26 protein-coding genes are annotated in these 16,893 nt (G+C 45.3%); 17 read left to right on the top strand and 9 right to left on the bottom strand.

The window, feature by feature from the left end; all coding sequences use genetic code 11:
* Positions 1-9 precede the first annotated feature (9 nt).
* From hxlA to ACXAD6_RS17955, 6 genes are all read left to right on the top strand, one after another.
* Positions 10-666, top strand: a complete 657-nt coding sequence (gene hxlA / locus ACXAD6_RS17980; protein WP_474970082.1) for a 3-hexulose-6-phosphate synthase — start codon at positions 10-12, stop codon at positions 664-666.
* Complete coding sequence (hxlB, locus tag ACXAD6_RS17975) at positions 629-1,186, top strand: 6-phospho-3-hexuloisomerase (RefSeq protein ID WP_474970081.1); 558 nt, start codon at positions 629-631, stop codon at positions 1,184-1,186. Before hxlA ends, hxlB begins: the two co-directional genes overlap by 38 nt.
* A gap of 12 nt (positions 1,187-1,198) precedes the next feature.
* Positions 1,199-1,855, top strand: a complete 657-nt coding sequence (locus tag ACXAD6_RS17970) for a bifunctional 4-hydroxy-2-oxoglutarate aldolase/2-dehydro-3-deoxy-phosphogluconate aldolase (protein WP_474970080.1) — start codon at positions 1,199-1,201, stop codon at positions 1,853-1,855.
* A gap of 31 nt (positions 1,856-1,886) precedes the next feature.
* Positions 1,887-2,918 (top strand): TRAP transporter substrate-binding protein, encoded by a 1,032-nt coding sequence (locus ACXAD6_RS17965; RefSeq protein WP_474970079.1) that lies wholly within the window; start codon positions 1,887-1,889, stop codon positions 2,916-2,918.
* Positions 2,919-2,988: 70 nt separating this feature from the next.
* A complete protein-coding gene (locus ACXAD6_RS17960) occupies positions 2,989-3,465 on the top strand; it encodes a TRAP transporter small permease (RefSeq protein ID WP_474970078.1) in 477 nt (158 codons plus the stop codon).
* Complete coding sequence (locus tag ACXAD6_RS17955) at positions 3,462-4,751, top strand: TRAP transporter large permease (RefSeq protein WP_206934818.1); 1,290 nt, start codon at positions 3,462-3,464, stop codon at positions 4,749-4,751. Before ACXAD6_RS17960 ends, ACXAD6_RS17955 begins: the two co-directional genes overlap by 4 nt.
* A gap of 135 nt (positions 4,752-4,886) precedes the next feature.
* On the opposite strand, the gene ACXAD6_RS17950 is transcribed toward ACXAD6_RS17955, so the two are convergent.
* From ACXAD6_RS17950 to ACXAD6_RS17940, 3 genes are all read right to left on the bottom strand, one after another.
* Positions 4,887-5,816: an ABC transporter ATP-binding protein gene (locus ACXAD6_RS17950; RefSeq protein ID WP_474970077.1), complete on the bottom strand. Its 930-nt coding sequence runs from the start codon at positions 5,814-5,816 to the stop codon at positions 4,887-4,889.
* Positions 5,816-6,505, bottom strand: a complete 690-nt coding sequence (locus tag ACXAD6_RS17945) for a hypothetical protein (RefSeq protein WP_474970076.1) — start codon at positions 6,503-6,505, stop codon at positions 5,816-5,818. The genes ACXAD6_RS17950 and ACXAD6_RS17945 overlap by 1 nt, the downstream gene beginning before the upstream one ends.
* An 89-nt stretch (positions 6,506-6,594) precedes the next feature.
* Positions 6,595-6,894 carry a hypothetical protein gene (locus ACXAD6_RS17940; protein ID WP_474970075.1) on the bottom strand — a complete coding sequence of 100 codons (300 nt, stop codon included), beginning with the start codon at positions 6,892-6,894 and terminating at the stop codon, positions 6,595-6,597.
* Positions 6,895-7,077: 183 nt separating this feature from the next.
* Between ACXAD6_RS17940 and ACXAD6_RS17935 the strand changes: the two genes are divergently transcribed.
* The 6 genes from ACXAD6_RS17935 (at position 7,078) to ACXAD6_RS17910 (ending at position 9,908) form a co-directional block, all read left to right on the top strand.
* Positions 7,078-7,245, top strand: a complete 168-nt coding sequence (locus tag ACXAD6_RS17935) for a hypothetical protein (RefSeq protein WP_474970074.1) — start codon at positions 7,078-7,080, stop codon at positions 7,243-7,245.
* Positions 7,217-7,585, top strand: a complete 369-nt coding sequence (locus ACXAD6_RS17930; protein WP_474970073.1) for a hypothetical protein — start codon at positions 7,217-7,219, stop codon at positions 7,583-7,585. Before ACXAD6_RS17935 ends, ACXAD6_RS17930 begins: the two co-directional genes overlap by 29 nt.
* A 122-nt stretch (positions 7,586-7,707) precedes the next feature.
* Positions 7,708-8,064 (top strand): hypothetical protein, encoded by a 357-nt coding sequence (locus ACXAD6_RS17925; protein WP_474970072.1) that lies wholly within the window; start codon positions 7,708-7,710, stop codon positions 8,062-8,064.
* 410 nt (positions 8,065-8,474) lie between these two features.
* Positions 8,475-8,729 carry a hypothetical protein gene (locus ACXAD6_RS17920; RefSeq protein WP_474970071.1) on the top strand — a complete coding sequence of 85 codons (255 nt, stop codon included), beginning with the start codon at positions 8,475-8,477 and terminating at the stop codon, positions 8,727-8,729.
* 503 nt (positions 8,730-9,232) lie between these two features.
* Positions 9,233-9,670 (top strand): GNAT family N-acetyltransferase, encoded by a 438-nt coding sequence (locus ACXAD6_RS17915; RefSeq protein ID WP_474970070.1) that lies wholly within the window; start codon positions 9,233-9,235, stop codon positions 9,668-9,670.
* A gap of 64 nt (positions 9,671-9,734) precedes the next feature.
* Complete coding sequence (locus ACXAD6_RS17910) at positions 9,735-9,908, top strand: hypothetical protein (protein WP_474970069.1); 174 nt, start codon at positions 9,735-9,737, stop codon at positions 9,906-9,908.
* A gap of 81 nt (positions 9,909-9,989) precedes the next feature.
* On the opposite strand, the gene ACXAD6_RS17905 is transcribed toward ACXAD6_RS17910, so the two are convergent.
* The gene (locus ACXAD6_RS17905; protein ID WP_474970068.1) at positions 9,990-10,181 is read right to left on the bottom strand and encodes a hypothetical protein; all 192 of its coding nucleotides are present in this window, start codon (positions 10,179-10,181) and stop codon (positions 9,990-9,992) included.
* Between the two features lie 328 nt (positions 10,182-10,509).
* Between ACXAD6_RS17905 and ACXAD6_RS17900 the strand changes: the two genes are divergently transcribed.
* Positions 10,510-10,722: a hypothetical protein gene (locus ACXAD6_RS17900; RefSeq protein WP_474970067.1), complete on the top strand. Its 213-nt coding sequence runs from the start codon at positions 10,510-10,512 to the stop codon at positions 10,720-10,722.
* Between the two features lie 107 nt (positions 10,723-10,829).
* Here the strand turns inward: ACXAD6_RS17900 and ACXAD6_RS17895 are convergent, their stop codons facing one another.
* Positions 10,830-11,828, bottom strand: a complete 999-nt coding sequence (locus ACXAD6_RS17895) for a tRNA dihydrouridine synthase (protein WP_474970066.1) — start codon at positions 11,826-11,828, stop codon at positions 10,830-10,832.
* A 301-nt stretch (positions 11,829-12,129) separates the two neighbouring features.
* On the opposite strand from ACXAD6_RS17895, the gene ACXAD6_RS17890 reads away from it, so the two are divergent.
* Positions 12,130-12,759: a hypothetical protein gene (locus ACXAD6_RS17890; protein WP_474970065.1), complete on the top strand. Its 630-nt coding sequence runs from the start codon at positions 12,130-12,132 to the stop codon at positions 12,757-12,759.
* A 45-nt stretch (positions 12,760-12,804) separates the two neighbouring features.
* On the opposite strand, the gene ACXAD6_RS17885 is transcribed toward ACXAD6_RS17890, so the two are convergent.
* Positions 12,805-13,164: a hypothetical protein gene (locus ACXAD6_RS17885; protein WP_474970064.1), complete on the bottom strand. Its 360-nt coding sequence runs from the start codon at positions 13,162-13,164 to the stop codon at positions 12,805-12,807.
* 201 nt (positions 13,165-13,365) lie between these two features.
* On the opposite strand from ACXAD6_RS17885, the gene ACXAD6_RS17880 reads away from it, so the two are divergent.
* Both ACXAD6_RS17880 and ACXAD6_RS17875 read left to right on the top strand, forming a co-directional pair.
* Positions 13,366-13,698: a PadR family transcriptional regulator gene (locus ACXAD6_RS17880; protein WP_474970063.1), complete on the top strand. Its 333-nt coding sequence runs from the start codon at positions 13,366-13,368 to the stop codon at positions 13,696-13,698.
* Positions 13,695-14,453 carry a DUF1129 family protein gene (locus tag ACXAD6_RS17875; RefSeq protein ID WP_474970062.1) on the top strand — a complete coding sequence of 253 codons (759 nt, stop codon included), beginning with the start codon at positions 13,695-13,697 and terminating at the stop codon, positions 14,451-14,453. The genes ACXAD6_RS17880 and ACXAD6_RS17875 overlap by 4 nt, the downstream gene beginning before the upstream one ends.
* 41 nt (positions 14,454-14,494) lie before the next feature.
* Here ACXAD6_RS17875 and adhP read toward each other — a convergent pair whose 3' ends face one another.
* The 3 genes from adhP to ACXAD6_RS17860 form a co-directional block, all read right to left on the bottom strand.
* Entirely contained in the window at positions 14,495-15,517 is a 1,023-nt protein-coding gene (gene adhP, locus ACXAD6_RS17870; protein WP_474970061.1) for an alcohol dehydrogenase AdhP, read from the bottom strand.
* 183 nt (positions 15,518-15,700) lie between these two features.
* Entirely contained in the window at positions 15,701-15,988 is a 288-nt protein-coding gene (locus ACXAD6_RS17865; RefSeq protein WP_474970060.1) for a hypothetical protein, read from the bottom strand.
* A 20-nt stretch (positions 15,989-16,008) separates the two neighbouring features.
* Positions 16,009-16,179, bottom strand: a complete 171-nt coding sequence (locus tag ACXAD6_RS17860) for a hypothetical protein (RefSeq protein WP_474970059.1) — start codon at positions 16,177-16,179, stop codon at positions 16,009-16,011.
* Positions 16,180-16,248: 69 nt separating this feature from the next.
* Here ACXAD6_RS17860 and ACXAD6_RS17855 point away from each other — a divergent pair, with 69 nt between their 5' ends.
* Positions 16,249-16,548, top strand: coding sequence for an allophanate hydrolase-related protein (locus tag ACXAD6_RS17855; RefSeq protein ID WP_474970058.1), 300 nt, complete (start codon positions 16,249-16,251; stop codon positions 16,546-16,548).
* The last annotated feature ends 345 nt before the right edge of the window (positions 16,549-16,893 follow it).

Below are 16,893 nucleotides of genomic sequence, written 5' to 3'. Positions count from 1 at the left end.
GGTGAGAAGATGAACCTGCAGCTGGCCCTCGACCGCCTGACTAGGGAAGAATGCTTCCACATTCTTGATGAAACCGCTTCAACTATTGACTGGATCGAAGTTGGAACAGGGGTCATCAAGGAATACGGGATGGCGGTCGTTTGTGAGATCAAAGACAGATACCCGGATAAAACGCTCGTCGCAGATATGAAAACGTGTGATGCAGGAAAACATGAAGCTGCCCAGGCGTTCCGCGCCGGTGCTGATATTACGACAGTCATGGCGTTTTCCGCCGATCAGACGATCGTCGATACGCTGAAGGTAGCGGAAGAAACAGGAGGCAGAATCATGATTGATCTGCTTGGCGTCACCGACCCGGGACGCATTAAGGAGCTGACCGGACTGGGTGTCGATCTAGTCAGCCTCCATTTCGGTAAAGACATGCAGCAGACCGGTGATATGAAAAAAGAGGATCTGTTTTCGCTCGTAAAGGAACACCCGGATTTGGAAGTCGCGGTCGCCGGTGGGATTAACGCCGATTCCCTTCCCGGGATTTTGAAGGAAGGGCCGGATACGATCATTGTCGGTAGTGCGATTACGAAACAAGCCAACACGAAAAAAGCGGCGGAGTCCCTGAAAGGAGCCATGAATGACTATGAAAACCACCATCAGTACAGTCAGCGGTGAAATCCAGGAAGTGCTGGCCAATGTAGATGAATCCCAGGCCGGAAATCTGGCGGATCAGCTGCAGAAAGCAAAGCGGATTTTCGTTTCCGGCGAAGGGCGGTCCGGCTTGATGGGCAAAGCCTTCGCGATGCGTCTCATGCACGCCGGCTATACCGTCTACGTTACCGGAGAGACGATTACACCGAACATCGAAGCAGGTGACCTGCTTGTCGTCATTTCCGGATCTGGAACGACCGGATCCTTGAAATCCTTTGCCGAAAAAGCGAAGGAAGCAGGAGCAGCCATTGCCGCTGTGACAACCAATCCAACGTCCCCCATCGCTGAGCTCAGTGACTCGGCACTCGTCATCCCGGCAGCTACGAAAAAACGACTTCCGGATGAACCGGCAACCATTCAGCCACTCGGCAACCAGTTCGATCAATCGGTGCATCTGTTGCTGGATGCCGTAATCATTCAGGCGGTATCGGATCAGGAAGATTCCAACGAACAAATGACGGCACGCCACGCGAATTTGGAATAGGAGGGAAAGCCAATGAATACAGCAGAACGTTTGAAGCAGGCCCGGATCATCCCGGTCATCCGCCAGGCAGATGAAACGAATATCCTGAAGATTGCTGAAGCTCTCGTCAACGGCGGTATCCAGGCGATTGAAATCACCGCAGAAACGAAGGGTGCGGCGAAGCTTATCCGTAAAACGGCCGATGCTTTTGAAGGGAAGCTGCTCGTTGGAGCAGGAACGGTGCTTGATCCGGAGACAGCGAGAGAAATGATTGCAGCCGGTGCGGCCTTTGTCGTTGCTCCAACACTGAATGTGAAAACCATCGAGCTCGTCCACCGATATGGTCTGCCGTGTATTCCAGGCGTTTTGACACCAACGGAAATCCAGACCGCGCTGGAAGCAGGAGCCGGAACGGTGAAAATTTTCCCCGCGGGCACAGTCGGTCCTTCCTATATCAAAAATGTGCTCGGCCCGCTCCCGCAAGTGTCCATCATGGCGACCGGCGGCATCCATCTCGAGAATATGGAAGAGTACTTCGCCAATGGAGCCGGAATCGTCGGCATCGGAAGCCAGCTTGTGAAAGCTTCTGCACTGAAGACCGACAGCGATTATCAGGCACTCCAGGAAAAAGCGGAAATGTATGTGGATCGTGCCCAGCAGTTTTACGAGCAATTGGCGCTTCATGTGTAAGCGGATTCAAATATAAAGGAGGACGTAAAAAGTGAAAAAGACCTTATCTCTATTGTTGTTCATGTTGTTCGCCGGGGTATTCGTTTTAGCGGGATGCAGTGGTGGCGAGGAGGAAGCGAGCGGAGAGACGGGTGACGGAGACAAGCTGAAAATCGTCGCCGCCCACAACCAGACGTCTCCGGAGAACCCGTATCAAGTGGGAATGGAAGCCTTTAAGGAAACGGCTGAAAGCGCGGACGCCAACATCGAAGTGGAAGTTCACGCCGGAACTCTTGGAACGAGTGAATCGGAACTTGTGGAAAAATTGAAGCTCGGTGCAGCAGATGTTGTGCTCGTATCTCCAGGCTTCATGTCCAAGACGGGCATCGAGGAAATCGATCTTTTCGCCCTTCCTTACGTCTTCGAAAACTATGACCACTGGGAAAGTGTCGTGGACGGGGAAGTCGGTGAAACGATGGCCGAGACGATCAATGAGAAATCCAACAACGACTTCAAACTGCTCGGCTACTGGTCCGCGGGTGTCCGTCACTACTACGGCAAAAAACCGCTCGAATCCATGGCTGATCTGGAAGGGATGAAATACCGCACACAGACGTCCGGTGCCGTCGCGAACTACTGGGAAGAAACCGGTGCTGTTCCGACATCTGTCGCCTGGGGTGAATTGTATCAAGGTCTCCAGCAGGGGGTTGTCGATGCAGCAGAAAACTCCTATCCATACTTCGTGCAGCAGAACCATCACAAAACAGATAACGGCAAATACATCACAGAAACCGGCCACGACTATACGACACGCTTTCTTTTGATCAACGGCAAGAAGTTCGAGAACTATAGTGACGAGCAGAAGCAGGCGATCATGGATGCTGCTGAGGCGTCTGTAGAAAAAGAACGTGCTGAGGTGAATGAGCAGGAAGAAGCATACAAACAGCAGGCGATCGATGACGGAGCAGAAGTGAACGAAATCGACCGTGAGCCGTTCATGGAGATTGCTGAACCGATCCAGGATACACGTGCCGAAGAAATCGGCGTGACCGATCTTTTAGAGAAAATTAGAGAAATAAAGTAAAGAAGGGAAGCCCGGGCACGGTCGCTGTGCCCTTTCCTTTTATCTTCTTTGAACCAAGGAGGTTCTGATATTGATTAAATGGTTAGAAAGAATTCAGCTGACCGTCGGCGTCCTGTTTCTGATCACCTTTTTCGTCACCATCATCATCCAGGTGGCCACCCGGTTCATGGGGGTTTCCGCTGTCTGGACAGAAGAAGTCGCCACGTATTCATTCATTTGGTCCGTCTTTATGGGAGCAGCTGTCATGTTGAACAGAAGAGAGCATTTCCAATTCGACTTCCTGTTGAAGAAGCTGAAAGGAAAGGGGAAAAACAGTCTTTACCTGCTTAATGATCTCATTCTTCTCGTATTCAGTATCGCCATTTTCTATTACGGCATCGAAGCGTGCCAGAATTTCTGGAACTACAACTGGGTCTCCCTGCCACAGGTGAAAATGGGCTACGTCTGGATTTCCGTTCCGATCATGGGTGGTACGATGGCCATCTACACCCTCGCCCATATCATTCGCAACGTTAAAAACTTCAACACAGAGGAGGTGGCAGAATGATTGGTCCTATCTTAGTCTTATTGTTCGTCCTGTTGATGATTATCGGCATTCCGATCGCCTTTGTCATCGGAATCGTTGCCATGACCGGGATCATCAACGTGCCTTACATTCCTGAAGTCACCGTCCCTGTCAAAATGCTGAACGGACTCGATTCCTTCGTGCTGCTGGCGGTACCATTGTTCATTCTCGCCGCGAACTTGATGAACAGCGGCCAGATCTCGCAGAAGCTCATCGACTTTTCACTGTCGATGGTCGGCCACATCCGCGGAGGACTTGCCCACGCCAATATTCTAGTATCGATGCTGTTCGCTGGTGTATCCGGAGCGTCCCAGGCGGATACCGCGGGTGTGGGGAAAATTTTGATTCCGAATATGAAAAAGCAGGGGTATGACACAGGTACCGCAGTCGGTGTGACCGCTGCCTCCTCAACAATCGGAGTCATCATCCCGCCAAGTATTCCGATGATCATTTATGCCGGGCTGACGAACGTGTCGGTCGGAGCTTTGTTCCTTGTCGGGATCATTCCAGGCGTGCTTATCGGGATCAGCATGATGGTCATCGTCTACATACTGGCGCTGAAACGCGGGTATCCGACGTATCAGAAAGCATCGATGTCCAACTTCATGAAACAGTTTCTCGACGCTATTCCTGCACTGATGACGCCGGTCATCCTGATTGGCGGAATCATCACTGGGATTTTCACAGCGACCGAAGCGGCCGCGTTCGCCTCCATCTATACGGTCATCGTCGGGATGTTCTATTATAAGACGTTGAAGCTGAAGGATTTCCCGAAAATCCTAGTTGATACGCTCACATTGAGTTCCTTGTCCCTGTTCGCTCTGGCTGCTGCCAACGCACTCGGAGAATTGATGAGCTACTACCAGTTGTCCATGTGGGCCGAGCAGTTCTTTGCCAATAACATCGACAGCAAGTGGGTCTTCCTGCTGATCATCATCGCTTTCTTCCTGTTCGTCGGTACGTTCATGGATGCGATACCAGCGATGATCCTGTTCATTCCTGTTGTGCTTCCAGTGGCGCTGACGTTTGATATCAGCCCTGTCCTGCTAGGGATCATAACGATCATGACGCTCGCCGTCGGCCTGGTGACACCACCGTATGGGCTGTGTCTGCTGTTGGCAGCGAAAATCGGAAAACTGCCGATTGAACGGTCGTTTAAGGCTGTCGTTCCGTATATTACGGTCGTCGTCATTGTCCTGCTCGTCGTCGCATTTATTCCGAGTGTCGCGTTCTATATTCCGGAAATGATTAACCCGGGGATGTTTTGAATGAAGAGGTGGAGAATTTTCTCCACCTCTTTTTCATGGATTAATGTCTATCTTAAATGGGGAGGATCATGTTCCGTTTATCGGTGGCAGCCGGCCCTGAAGGCTTCACACATCGGCCGGTCTTCTGAAGGACAGTTAAGCACTTTGTTTATCTTCACCTGTGCTTAAGAATATTTCTTCCAATGTAGGTTCATTAACTTCTATTCTGAATATATCAATACCCTTTTCTAAGTAAAGCCTGTTGATTGCAGCAATGGTCTGCTCATTTGATACGACAAGGCCCGTATGTTTACTGGATACTTCCACTTCGGAACCATAGGTTTTAAGCTCTTGGATGAGAGGTGTTTTCACATCAGCCTGTATTTCGCTATGTTTGATATGAACCGTGATATTACTTTGAAAATCGTCCCTTAACTGTGCCATAGTTCCCTGGGTTTTTATTGTTCCTTGATCCATAATCGCGATTTCATCACACAACTTTTCTACCTCATCGAGGTTATGGGAGGTTAGAAAGATGGTGGTTCCCTGGGCCGCAATATCTTGAATGATTTCGTGGAAATTCAGAATAGCGTTCGCATCCACACCTGAAGTCGGCTCATCTAAAAAAAGAAGTTCAGGATCATTGATTAAAGCCTGCGCAAGGCCGAGTTTCTTTTTCATACCGAATGAGAATTTCTTCGCCTTTTGGTTGACTGCATCCTCCAGTCCCACTTTTTTTAATAAGTCTTCCATGTGGCTTTTGCTTACCTTCAGTCCTAATATTCTGCTGAAGTATTTCAAGTGTCCCAGGGCTGTTAAATCATCGTAGAACGTAGAGTAGTCAGGTAATACCCCGATCCTGCTGCGTAATTCATCTGCACTGGACCCTTGGTCTGGCAGGAGAGTATAAGAACCTGAAGTAGGGTTGGTTAATCCGGTTATCATATTAATGAAAGTAGATTTACCGGCTCCGTTTTTACCTAAGAAACCGAAGATACTTCCCTTTTTCACTTGTAAGTTGATTTCATTTACGACTTTTTTATCTCCATAGACTTTCGACAACTGGTAGGTTTCAACCGCGTACATTACAAATCTCTCCTCTTAAAAACAAATAGGCTGATAGCTAGAAATATAATCGGGAACAAAAGGACAGGAAACGCCATATACTCCTCCCCATGACTATAGTAAAAATAAGGAGTGATAAAGCTGAATATTTTTAGAAAAATGTTATCGGAAGCCATACTCCAGAACCCCAGCGCAGTAAAAGCAACAGCGCCGCTAACCCCTATAAACATGGATAAGGACGGTTTAGGAATCAGCGTCGATAACAGAATCGAAAGACCGACGTAATATAAGATGAAAATAAAGGTTTGAGCGAATTCCAGGAAAAAGAATGCTTTGGAAAACGGAATGATAAGGAGGAAAGCGATGAGTAAGCAGGTGATCCAAAAAAGGGTAACGCCCAGCATTTTACCTGTTACAAAGTTAAACCTCGTCGTTTTGGTAGCTATAAATCTTATTGTTCTGGAACTGAGCTCTTGATTGATCACATTATGCGATAAGCTTAAAACGAAAAGCGGTCCGGCAAGGATCACAATGATAGTCGCTCCAGTGGCATAAGCATTGTTTCCAAAACCTAGTTGATCAAGCTGGCCTTGAAAATTACTGACTAGTTTGGCGGCTCCTAAGGTGACTCCAAAGAGGATGCAGATGATTATGATGGAACGTATGCTTTGAAATAGGTTTTTAAATTCTTTCAGACTAATGGTCAGCATAAGGGCAAATCTCCTTCGTTAACTACAATGGGTAGAATTTCTTTTAGATACTCTTCTTATGTAAAAATGACCGCCTGCTTTTTCTTTGATTACGCAGGAACAGTGGACTTTTTCCTACGTAAAATGCTTGCTCCAACGACGATGAACGTCAGCATGATCAACACCCACATCGTGTCGCGGTATGTAGACAGGGTGAGGCTCTGGATGATGGAGTGATAACTCTCGAGAAGCAGCCAGCCAATCGGCAGAATAGGAGCGGCGGTGGCCATCGACTTGTTGAGGACTTTCTTTCCCTGTTCGGTTCTTCCTGCTTTTCCCCACGCAAACGTAAACAAAATGACGAGAAAATAGACGAAAATCGGAATCAAAACTACACCTGTAATGAACATCCTTCAGCCTCCTTACTACGTATACGGATAATCACCTCTTTTGTTTCAATAAATTCCCAATGTAAAAATAATGCTTATACGATGGTCCGAACCCACCTTTCTTAGTTACCCCTTCACGCCTATGAATCTTGATGATACGGTTTAAGGAGTTTTCATACATAAGAAGCAGGGAGGTAACAACGTTTGAAACACGGCCTATGTTCAGCTTTTATTTTTATTCTGCTTACGGGTTGTCAGCATCAATCTGTGGAAGACGTGATTGAAACTGGACACAGTTCGTCTATAGAAGTGACGGAAGTTGTGGATGTGACAGACTTTGGAGATGCGAAAATGGTTTTTGTATCTTACTGATCAGGAAGGAGTAAATATCAAAGTCAGTGCCCTTGTTAAGAAGTGGCATGGCTGGGACTTAAGGAGCACCACAGGTTTTTCTGCCTCGGAGAACGAATTGTACGCAAGGCACAGCAGGTGGCGCGTGCTGCCTGAGGAGGATCCCTTCAATGTTCTATATGGAATGGTCAACAGCAGAGAGATCGATTCCATTGAAGTGGAAACGGATGATGGCTATACACAAATCCCCCTGCATGACACGGGGATGGGGAGGGTTTTTTATGCCCCGAATAACGCGCCACCCGTGAGGGCACTCGATCAAGAGGGAAACGTTCTATACGAGGAAGACTTATCAGGGTGACTTCACTTGTATGATGGATGAAGATTCTTTTAAACGGCATTGGGGGAGATTACAGGACAGAGCTTACGTTGAATCATAATCACCAATAGTAAATGACGGTAAAAGCAATGGAGGTACAGAATTTGAAGAAATTATTTTTCTATTTATTTATTGTGATGTTTGTCATGGCTGGGTGTACAAACCAAACCATCATGTTGTCAGGTGAATCCAGCAGCTGGGAGGGAAAATACATAGCAGATAACGCACCAGATTCAGAAAACGGGGAATTTACGTTCCATTACAATAAAGAGGAAGAATTGAAAGACTTGAAAATTACGATCAATGAGGGAGAAACTGTTCAAACATGGGCAGAATTGGATAAAAGAACAGTGACGATCTCTTCTCAATGTTCAGGCTGTACGCCTGAAACAGGTGAACCTATCAGCGTGGAAATTCAATGGGGCCGTCCGCAGCAAACAGAAAAACTAACACTGGAGTAAATTTTAGCGAGCGCAATTTTAGAATTATGGATATTAGAATCATATGTTAAATGTTTTGCATCTTTAACTAATGAAATTGACCTTTGAACCCCCATCAGCATCGAATGCTTACAAGCCGTCGATGCTGATGGGGGTTCAATATTGGTAAGTGTCTAATGTTCTAACACCACTGTTTTTTGCTAATCTTGAAGACTCAACTTCCTTATATTAGGTATTTTGAAACTAAATTGGAGAAGTAGCGTATGAGTAATATGAGGAGTTTCAATATAGGTGAACGAGGATAACTATCGTACTTCTAAAATGGAGGTGTTGGACCGTTATGAATACTGGAAGCCAACATAAACTGTTCAATGATTCTATAGCCAACAAACAAAACATTGAAGGTTATCCTATTGAGTGGGGGAAAGAAAATGAACATTAAGGTGGTACTCTTAACGCTTCTTCTTTTCCAACTCTTATATTTATCGGTAAAAGTTAAAAATGATAAACATATCAAACATTATATACCTGCCTTTATTATAAGTGTAATTACAGCTTGGTCTATTTATAAAACCTTTACTCTGAGTGGGTTTGAAGGTATCAACTCAGCTATTTTTTCTGCTGTTGGACTATTCGTTTCATTTGTCTTTACCAAACATCCTCCGTTTTTAAAAGCCAAAATATAATGTCTTGAAACTGACCCTAAAAGAAGCGATTTTTTAATATAAGCAATCGATTCTTTAAGGGTCAGGTTATTTGAAGAGCCTGATTCCAGATATTCTTTTAAGATGTATTTCGTATAGACTTGAGTTGAAAATAATTATTTGAAATAATTGGAATTGATTTATAAGTTGCTCATTCTCTACATATGGGGAGGTAGAAGAAGTTGCTAAAGTCTGAGTTTGCCAATAGATTCATAAGTTTACTTGCTCTTTGGGGGTTAGTGACTTTTGTGTTAGTAAATGATAACGGTATATCTGTAGATAACACGGCTTTACTAATCCTTACCATTGTTTTAGCGATTTTGGGCACAACTTATCATTTATATAAATTATTTCTGAACAAGGAATAAGTAATGAACATCTTGAAACCAAACCTTCCTGTTACGTCGGATTTACTGTAGCAAAGGAAAACGTCTCTTTTACCAAATCCAGAATGTATAACTCAACTGTTAACGGGGGAGATCAAGTTGAAAGTACAAAGGATAAAAGCAGAACAAACTTATAACCTCCGACACAAAATACTTAGACCTCATCAACCGTTCGAGGCATGTCAATATCATACAGATCATGACGATGATGCTTTCCATATCGGGGCGTTTAATGATGAAGGTTTGATAAGTGTGGCTTCTTTTTATCTTGAATCCCATCCTGAATTTCGAAGCTCTCATCAATATAGATTAAGGGCTATGGCTACTGTGGAAGAGTTTAGAGGTATGGGAGCGGGGAGGGAGGTAGTGAATTTCGCCGAGAGGGATTTGAGAGAACGTAAAGCTGACTTTCTTTGGTGTAAAGGAAGAACTTCTGTCCAAAAATATTATGAAAGGCTGGGATTTAAGCCTTTTGGAGAAGTTTTTGATTACCATCCAATTGGTCCCCATGTCATTATGTATAAAGTTATAAAATAGAAAGTTAAGAACTATTTATCCAATATTCACCTATAATTTAAGTCTTAAGCTGACGGGTGATCCTATGTCTGAAGAGAATGAAAAAGAAATCTTACATGAAATGAAGAAAATGAATGAAAAGCTTGATAAATTAAATGAACCTAGTCCATTCACAACGCCGGTTATAATTGTAGTCGGCATTGCCGGACTTTTACTTTTGGCACCATTGTTAGTCGATGTGCTCGTATCTATCCTATAGAATGGAGTACCGCAGCGATGGAAGTATCGCGAATTCTATTCTCCCTGTAACAGGGACGTTTGTTAAATTAAAGCCATTGTCCTATATTCTTAGAATGAATTGACTCAGTATAAACATTACAAGTAATAGACCAATGCCTAACAAACTGTATCCAAGATGTTTACGTTCTGACAAGTACTCCCCTTTAACAGCTTTCCAATCTGGATAAAAAAAGCTGATCACTCGGACAGCTATTATACCAATCATAACTAAAACGACAGCTAATACTTCCACTCATTCACCTCCTTTTACATATCCAGTATCCTTTTCCTTTCTGTGTAAAACTAAGTGGGGGATGTTTGTTATCGTTTAAAAATGTATCTTGTAATGGAGTTTTATAAAACCGGGGCGATTATTCAAAATATAATCGCTTTTTTTAAACTGAAAATAGGCCCGGGTTGTGCAAAAATCGGTGGCGGGGAGAATAAGCATACAATTAACATGGGTGATTTTTCCATAAAACTGCATATTTGGTATGATACATTTACATCATATTGATTCATTCATCAAATCACTTTGAAAAATGAAGTGAAACCACAATAGCTGAGAGAGGGGAATGCAGATGTTTTCAAAGGGGAAAACCACAACGGGAAAATGGCTGGCTTATTTAGGGTTATGGATGTTTGCTGCGGGATTTGCATTTAGTGAAATTATAGGAATTGAAGGTACTCCAAGTTTGTTAAGGTCTGCATCCATCCCAATGATTGTAATAGGAATATTGATGTTAATCATATCAAACTTCTTCAATGAGGAACGTTATAAAAATGAAGGATAGCAAAAGGTGGGAGATCTCACGACTAAGTCTTCAAGGATTGGAGGCATTAGTTGAAAAACCCAAATAATAAAAGAGGAGAACCGATAAGGCTCTCCTCTTTCGTCTGATTAAGAAATCGTGAATCCTTCTTCTTCCTTTATGCCGCCTTTTTCCTCGAACTCATCCAGCAGCGCACGTACCTCATCCGTAGAATGGGTGCCCATCAGCTGATTTCTCAGCTCACCGGCTCCACGGAAGCCGCGGACATAAATTTTGAAGAAGCGGCGGAGCGGTTTGAATAGACGCGGCTCCAGCTCTTCAGAGTACTTGTCGTGAAGATCCAGCTGCAGACGTAGAAGATCCAGCAGTTCATCACTTGTGTGTTCCTTCTTTTCCACTTCGAAGCAGAAAGGATTGTGGAACACACCGCGTCCGATCATGATGCCGTCGACGCCGTATTTTTCAACGAGCTCCAGTCCCTTTTGACGGTCAGGGATGTCTCCGTTGATCGTGATCAGCGTGTTCGGAGCCACTTCATCGCGAAGCGCCATAATATCAGGAATCAGCTCCCAGTGGGCATCGTAGTTACTCATTTCCTTCTTCGTACGAAGGTGGATGGACAGGTTGACGATGTCCTGTTCCAAGAGGTGCTTCAGCCATGGACGCCATTCGTCGAGGTTCGTGTAGCCAAGACGGGTCTTCACGCTGACAGGCAGTCCGCCGGCTTTCGCTGCATCAATGACTTCAGCAGCCACTTCCGGACGGCGGATCAGGCCGGAGCCTTTTCCGTTACCGGCTACGTTCTGAACCGGGCAGCCCATGTTGATATCAATCCCACGGTAGCCCATCTCCGCCATGCCGATACTCATCTCGCGGAAGTATTCAGGTTTGTCTCCCCAAATGTGGGCGACGATCGGCTGTTCATCCTCTGTGAACGTCAGGCGGCCGCGCACGCTGTCCTTCCCTTTCGGATGGCAGTAACTTTCTGTATTTGTAAACTCAGTGAAAAACACATCAGGTCGTGCCGCTTCCGTCACCACATGACGGAACACAACATCTGTCACGGCTTCCATCGGCGCTAGAATGAAAAACGGCCGGGGCAGCTCATGCCAAAAATTATCTTTCATAATATATCTGAACCCTTTCTTTATGAGAAGTTTGATTCCCAAAGCTAAAAAGCGACGCTATCTATATCCATTACCATATTGAATGGATTTCAACCAGTATATACTTTAATAGTATCTTACGAAAAGTGCAAGGGAACGAGATGGTTTGGCTGGGTATAAATGCACATGAAGTCATAGTCTGCGTAATGGGTGAAGGGGTATCTTTTTTATGGAATAGGTCTTACTCAAAATTCCGGCACATCAAATTCCTTATTATGGTAAAATTTACGCATGAGTAATCCGGAGGGGCAGGAGGAAACTTATGAATAAAGCGGGGAAATGGATTCTAATCACGATTGGTTCTATGGCAGCTTGTATCGGGCTCCTGATCGTTATCTTTATCATCGATATGACACCAAATTCATCAAAAGAAGAAAAGGTGAAGGAAAAAGCAGCCGCTTACTTGGAAGAGACGTATTCCGGTCAAATGGAAATCTACGATACGCTGTACGATAACATGGGAAACTTCGCTGGGTTTGAGTACGCTGCCAAGGTAACGAATAACGATAACGACGTGAGTTTCTTAGTCTATGAAGATAGAAGTACAGGAAGGATGGTCGACGACTATGCGGTCAGATATTACGAAGATCAATTGTATGACATGATCATTGACGATATAGAACAGAGGTTTAGTCCTATTGGGATGGTCACGGTTTCATACGATGAAGGGATCCAGAGAAAATTTCAGGGTGAAGTAGACCTTCCGGAGATTCGTGAACTGGAAGCTTCTCCGTCCATCATCGTCTGGCTCGATCGGGACGCGGAAGAGGGCGATCAAAGAAGAGTGGATGAGTTAATGGATATCTTGAAAAATGAGCTCGAAATCCCTCATGCCGGGCTGAAAGTGGATGATCAAAGTTTCGAAAAGGAAAATATTATAGAAGAGTATTGAGAACGTTTGAAAGCAGAACAGGAAGAGGACGCATCTGTTCTGCTTTTACTCCGAAGAATAATCTTCTTTCTGCTTTTTTCTTAAAATAATAACCTCGATCAATTTAAATACGATATAGGCACCATACAATATAAAAAATACGTCCCTCCACATGGTGTTTGTTATAAAATCGAAGTTTCGGAGCATTCCGGTCGTCAGAATGATGAGCGCACTGATCTGAAAGATGTGGATCCAGTGCGTTCTTTTGCCAAAGGGATCAAAGGCTTCGGAGCACATATAGACACCACAAAAGCCTAAAAAATAATAGTTTAAGGCTATCGTTTCCTCAGGCAGGTCGTCATAATACAAGATAAAAGGTATTTCCACTATTGCAACACTAAGCAATCGAAGAATCACGTTACCCATGTCCTTTCTGAAACTCCTTCCATCATTAGAGTAGTACCTGTAAAGGCTTCAAAAGTATTTATAGGAAATATTTACAAGTATCCTTGAAATAAATGGGTTAAACCTGTAAGCTTAAACTAACTTGCATAACAATATAGAACGTTTTTATTTTTTTACCTGACTACCTTGCAATGCAAGAATGATGGAGAGGGGAACGTCTGGATGTCGTCGAGCCAAATGTTGAAAGGAATTCTTGAAGACTGTCTGCTCACCATTATCGGAAAAGGGGAGACCTACGGCTATGAAATGATCGAAAAACTGAACGGCTATGGCTTTTCCATGGTCAAGGAGGGGAGCATTTACCCGCTGCTTCTCCGAATGAAAAAAGAAGGGCTGGTCACTACGACGAAGAAAAAGCATCCGTCCGGCGGCCCGCAGCGGAAATACTACACCATTACCGAAGAAGGCCGGCACGAACTGGAAGCTTTCAAAATCCGGTGGAAAAGCATTTCTGGTGGCGTTGAGAATTTACTGGAAGGGGAAGAGCGTATATGACTTTATCAGAGGAAAGCCGGGAATTCGTCGATCATCTAAGGCTGTATCTGCTTACGAGTGGCAGGAATGAAGCCGAGGTGGAGGAGATTACAGAAGAGCTTGAGGATCATCTCCTTGAAGCTGAACAAGAAGGAAAAAGCACGGAGCATATCACTGGAAAGTCTCCGGAAACGTATATAAAGGAACTGGCGGGGGAGATGCCTTTGGATAAGAAACAGATCGCCGGGTGGATCCAGGGGTTTATCCTCGGTATCGTCGCCTTCCTGCTGCTTGGAGATGCTCTGGAAGGGGAGCTGTCGTATTCGCTTCTCGAACTGATCGGCTATCCTGTCATCGCCCTGCTTTATTTAGGAGTCATTATTTTGTCCTTCCGCTACGTATCCTCGAAGCGTCCGACGAAGAGAAAGGAGTTCACCTTCTATGCGGTCATCAGCAGCGGGTTCATGCTGTTGTTCATGGGATTGTTTTTCATGGATCAAATGCTTTCGATACCGGCTGTATGGACGGCTGGACCGACAGCGGAGGTGGTTATCCTCGTTTTATCCGCTCTGACCCTTGTGGCGCTCGCATGGAAGTGGAAGAGCTTCTTCTTGGTTTTCGTGGCGCTGGTTTACTATGTGCCGCCTTTACTCATGGAAGCAGCAGGCGTCCAGGCCGATACGAGCTTGATGGTTGAGGCGTTCCTTCCTTTAGGGCTGATCTTGTTGTATATCGTGATTCATACCTTTATGGAAAAAAGAAAGCAGACGACATAAAAAAACCGCCCGTGCCGGAGCAGGCGCGGGCGGTTTTATGTTTAGTGCTGATGGAAATCGATCACCATTCTGCCTTGGATTTTACCCTGCTCCATTTCCTCGAAGACGTCCTGAACTTCGTGAAGGTGGCGTGTCTGTACGACAGGAACGACTTTTCCTTCGGCTCCGAATTGGAAGGCCTCTTCTAAATCCTTACGCGTACCGACGAGAGAGCCGATCACTTCAATGCCATCAAGGACGAGTCGTGGAATGTTCAAATCCATCGTTTCAGACGGCAGTCCGACCGCTACGACTTTACCGCAGGCGCGGACGGCATCGACAGCAGAGTTGAACGCTTGTTTAGAAACCGCCGTAACGACAGTGGCGTGCGCACCGCCGAGCTGCTCCTGGATGATTTTCTCTGCATCTCCATCCGTTGTTGGATTAATCGTCATGTCGGCGCCGATCTCTTTGGCGAGGGCGAGCTTATCGTCATTGATATCGACTGCGATCACTTCGGCGTTGAAGACGTGTTTGGCATACTGGATGGCAAGGTTGCCCAAGCCGCCGCAGCCGTAGATGGCGATCCATTGACCGGCTTTCACGTCAGATACTTTGATCGCTTTATACGTCGTCACGCCGGCGCAGGTGATGCTGCTGGCCTGCGCCGGATCGAGTCCGTCGGGTACTTTTACCGCATAATCAGCTGTCACGATGCACTGCTCGGCCATACCCCCGTCGACACTGTATCCGGCGTTCTGGACATTCCGGCAGAACGTTTCCCGTCCGGTCGTGCAGTATTCACAACGTCCGCAGGCATGGAACATCCAGGCGATGCTCACCCGGTCGCCGACCTTCAAGCTTGTGACATCATCAGCGATTTGTGAAACAACGCCGATGCCTTCATGCCCAAGAACACGCCCTTCGACATCACCGAAATCACCAGCAGCGACGTGCAGGTCCGTATGGCAGACCCCGCAGTATTCCACATCGACGAGGGCTTCCCCGGATTGCAGTGGACGGACATCCTTTTCGATAACCTCAACGTTGGCTTTCGCATGTGGATTGACTACAACAGCTTTCATATGCGTTTCCCCCTTATATTCAATGAATAATGAAATGGTGTGTGGAGAAGATCTTCCTTACATATTCATCATAGCACCATAAACGGAAAAAAGTTTGTGAAATGTTGAACAAACTATGAACTTTAGTAGTCTCTAAAAAAAGACTCCCTGCAATCATGCACGGAGTAAACAAAGATGAGTTATTTACATCGCTGGATGATCTTTCTTTTTTCCGCGGAAAGAGACAAAGTGAAGCAGGGTATACAAAAGAACTCCAAGAAGAAAAGAAACAACCATTCCCATCGCTGTTGCTGTTGCATACATTTGATGTTCACTCACTTCAATGAACCAAAGATTTCCGCCCATCCATTCAGGCTCGGACAGGACATTTCGATTACCTGTCAGATGAAGGACGAAAGGGGACAGGAGGATGAGAACGATATAAAGAATGGCGGTTTTGAGCCCGCCTGCACCGATTCTAAGCAGCTTCATTTACGATCAACTCCTTACCATCAGGATTTGAAATAGTGATAGGTGCGTATCATCCCTATCACAAGGAGAACGACTAAAGCGGTACCGTAAAAGAACGATTTAACCGTTTGGCTGAGCGAATGGATACGACTAATTGCAGCGGATCCTAAGACGAAAAAAATCAGGATGGGTATCAAGTATTTTTCTTTCATAAGTGGTCCTCCAGTGGCTGGGTTCCATTAACGTTTTGGATAATCTTAGTGTATCATAGGTTGCTTGGTATGGAATTAAATTCCATTAAAAATCGCTATCAGCTTGTGAAGCTTCCAGGTGAACCGGAAAAGCCGGGCATGATCAAGCAGTTTCACAGCGGCACTTCGGTGGAGGTGGAAATCTGGGACATGCCTCTCCGTTCGCTCGGTGCTTTCACCACTTCCATTCCTGCGCCGCTGGGTATCGGAAAGGTTGAACTGGAAGATGGATCAGAAGTGTCCGGGTTTATTTGTGAAGGCTATGCGGGGGAAATCGCAGAAGATATTTCAGAGCTTGGCGGGTGGAGGAATCTTCAGACTGTAAAGTGAATGGGTGACCGTAAGAGGGTTCTCTTCCGGTTTTTTTATGAAACGAAAAAGAATAGGCTTCGTATATAAGCCATAAGAGAAATTCACATTAGGATTGGGGTTCTATATGAGTTTATTATATAAACAGTGGATAAGAAGTTTACTATTAGTATTCGTGCTATCTTTCTTATTAATCTGGAATCAACTGCCTGTGTTTATCTTAGGGGTGCTGATATTAATTTTAATAGAGATATTCGTATACAGAGTTCACATGAAGAAAGGTCAGTCTAAATGATTTCGGCTTATTTAACTAAAGCCGCTATCGTTGAATACGTCGATTCATGATGAGGTGATCAGCTTAGGTGT

The organism is Halobacillus sp. ABH2_015, from assembly GCF_056158945.1.
This window is presented reverse-complemented; position numbering and strand designations above follow the sequence as displayed.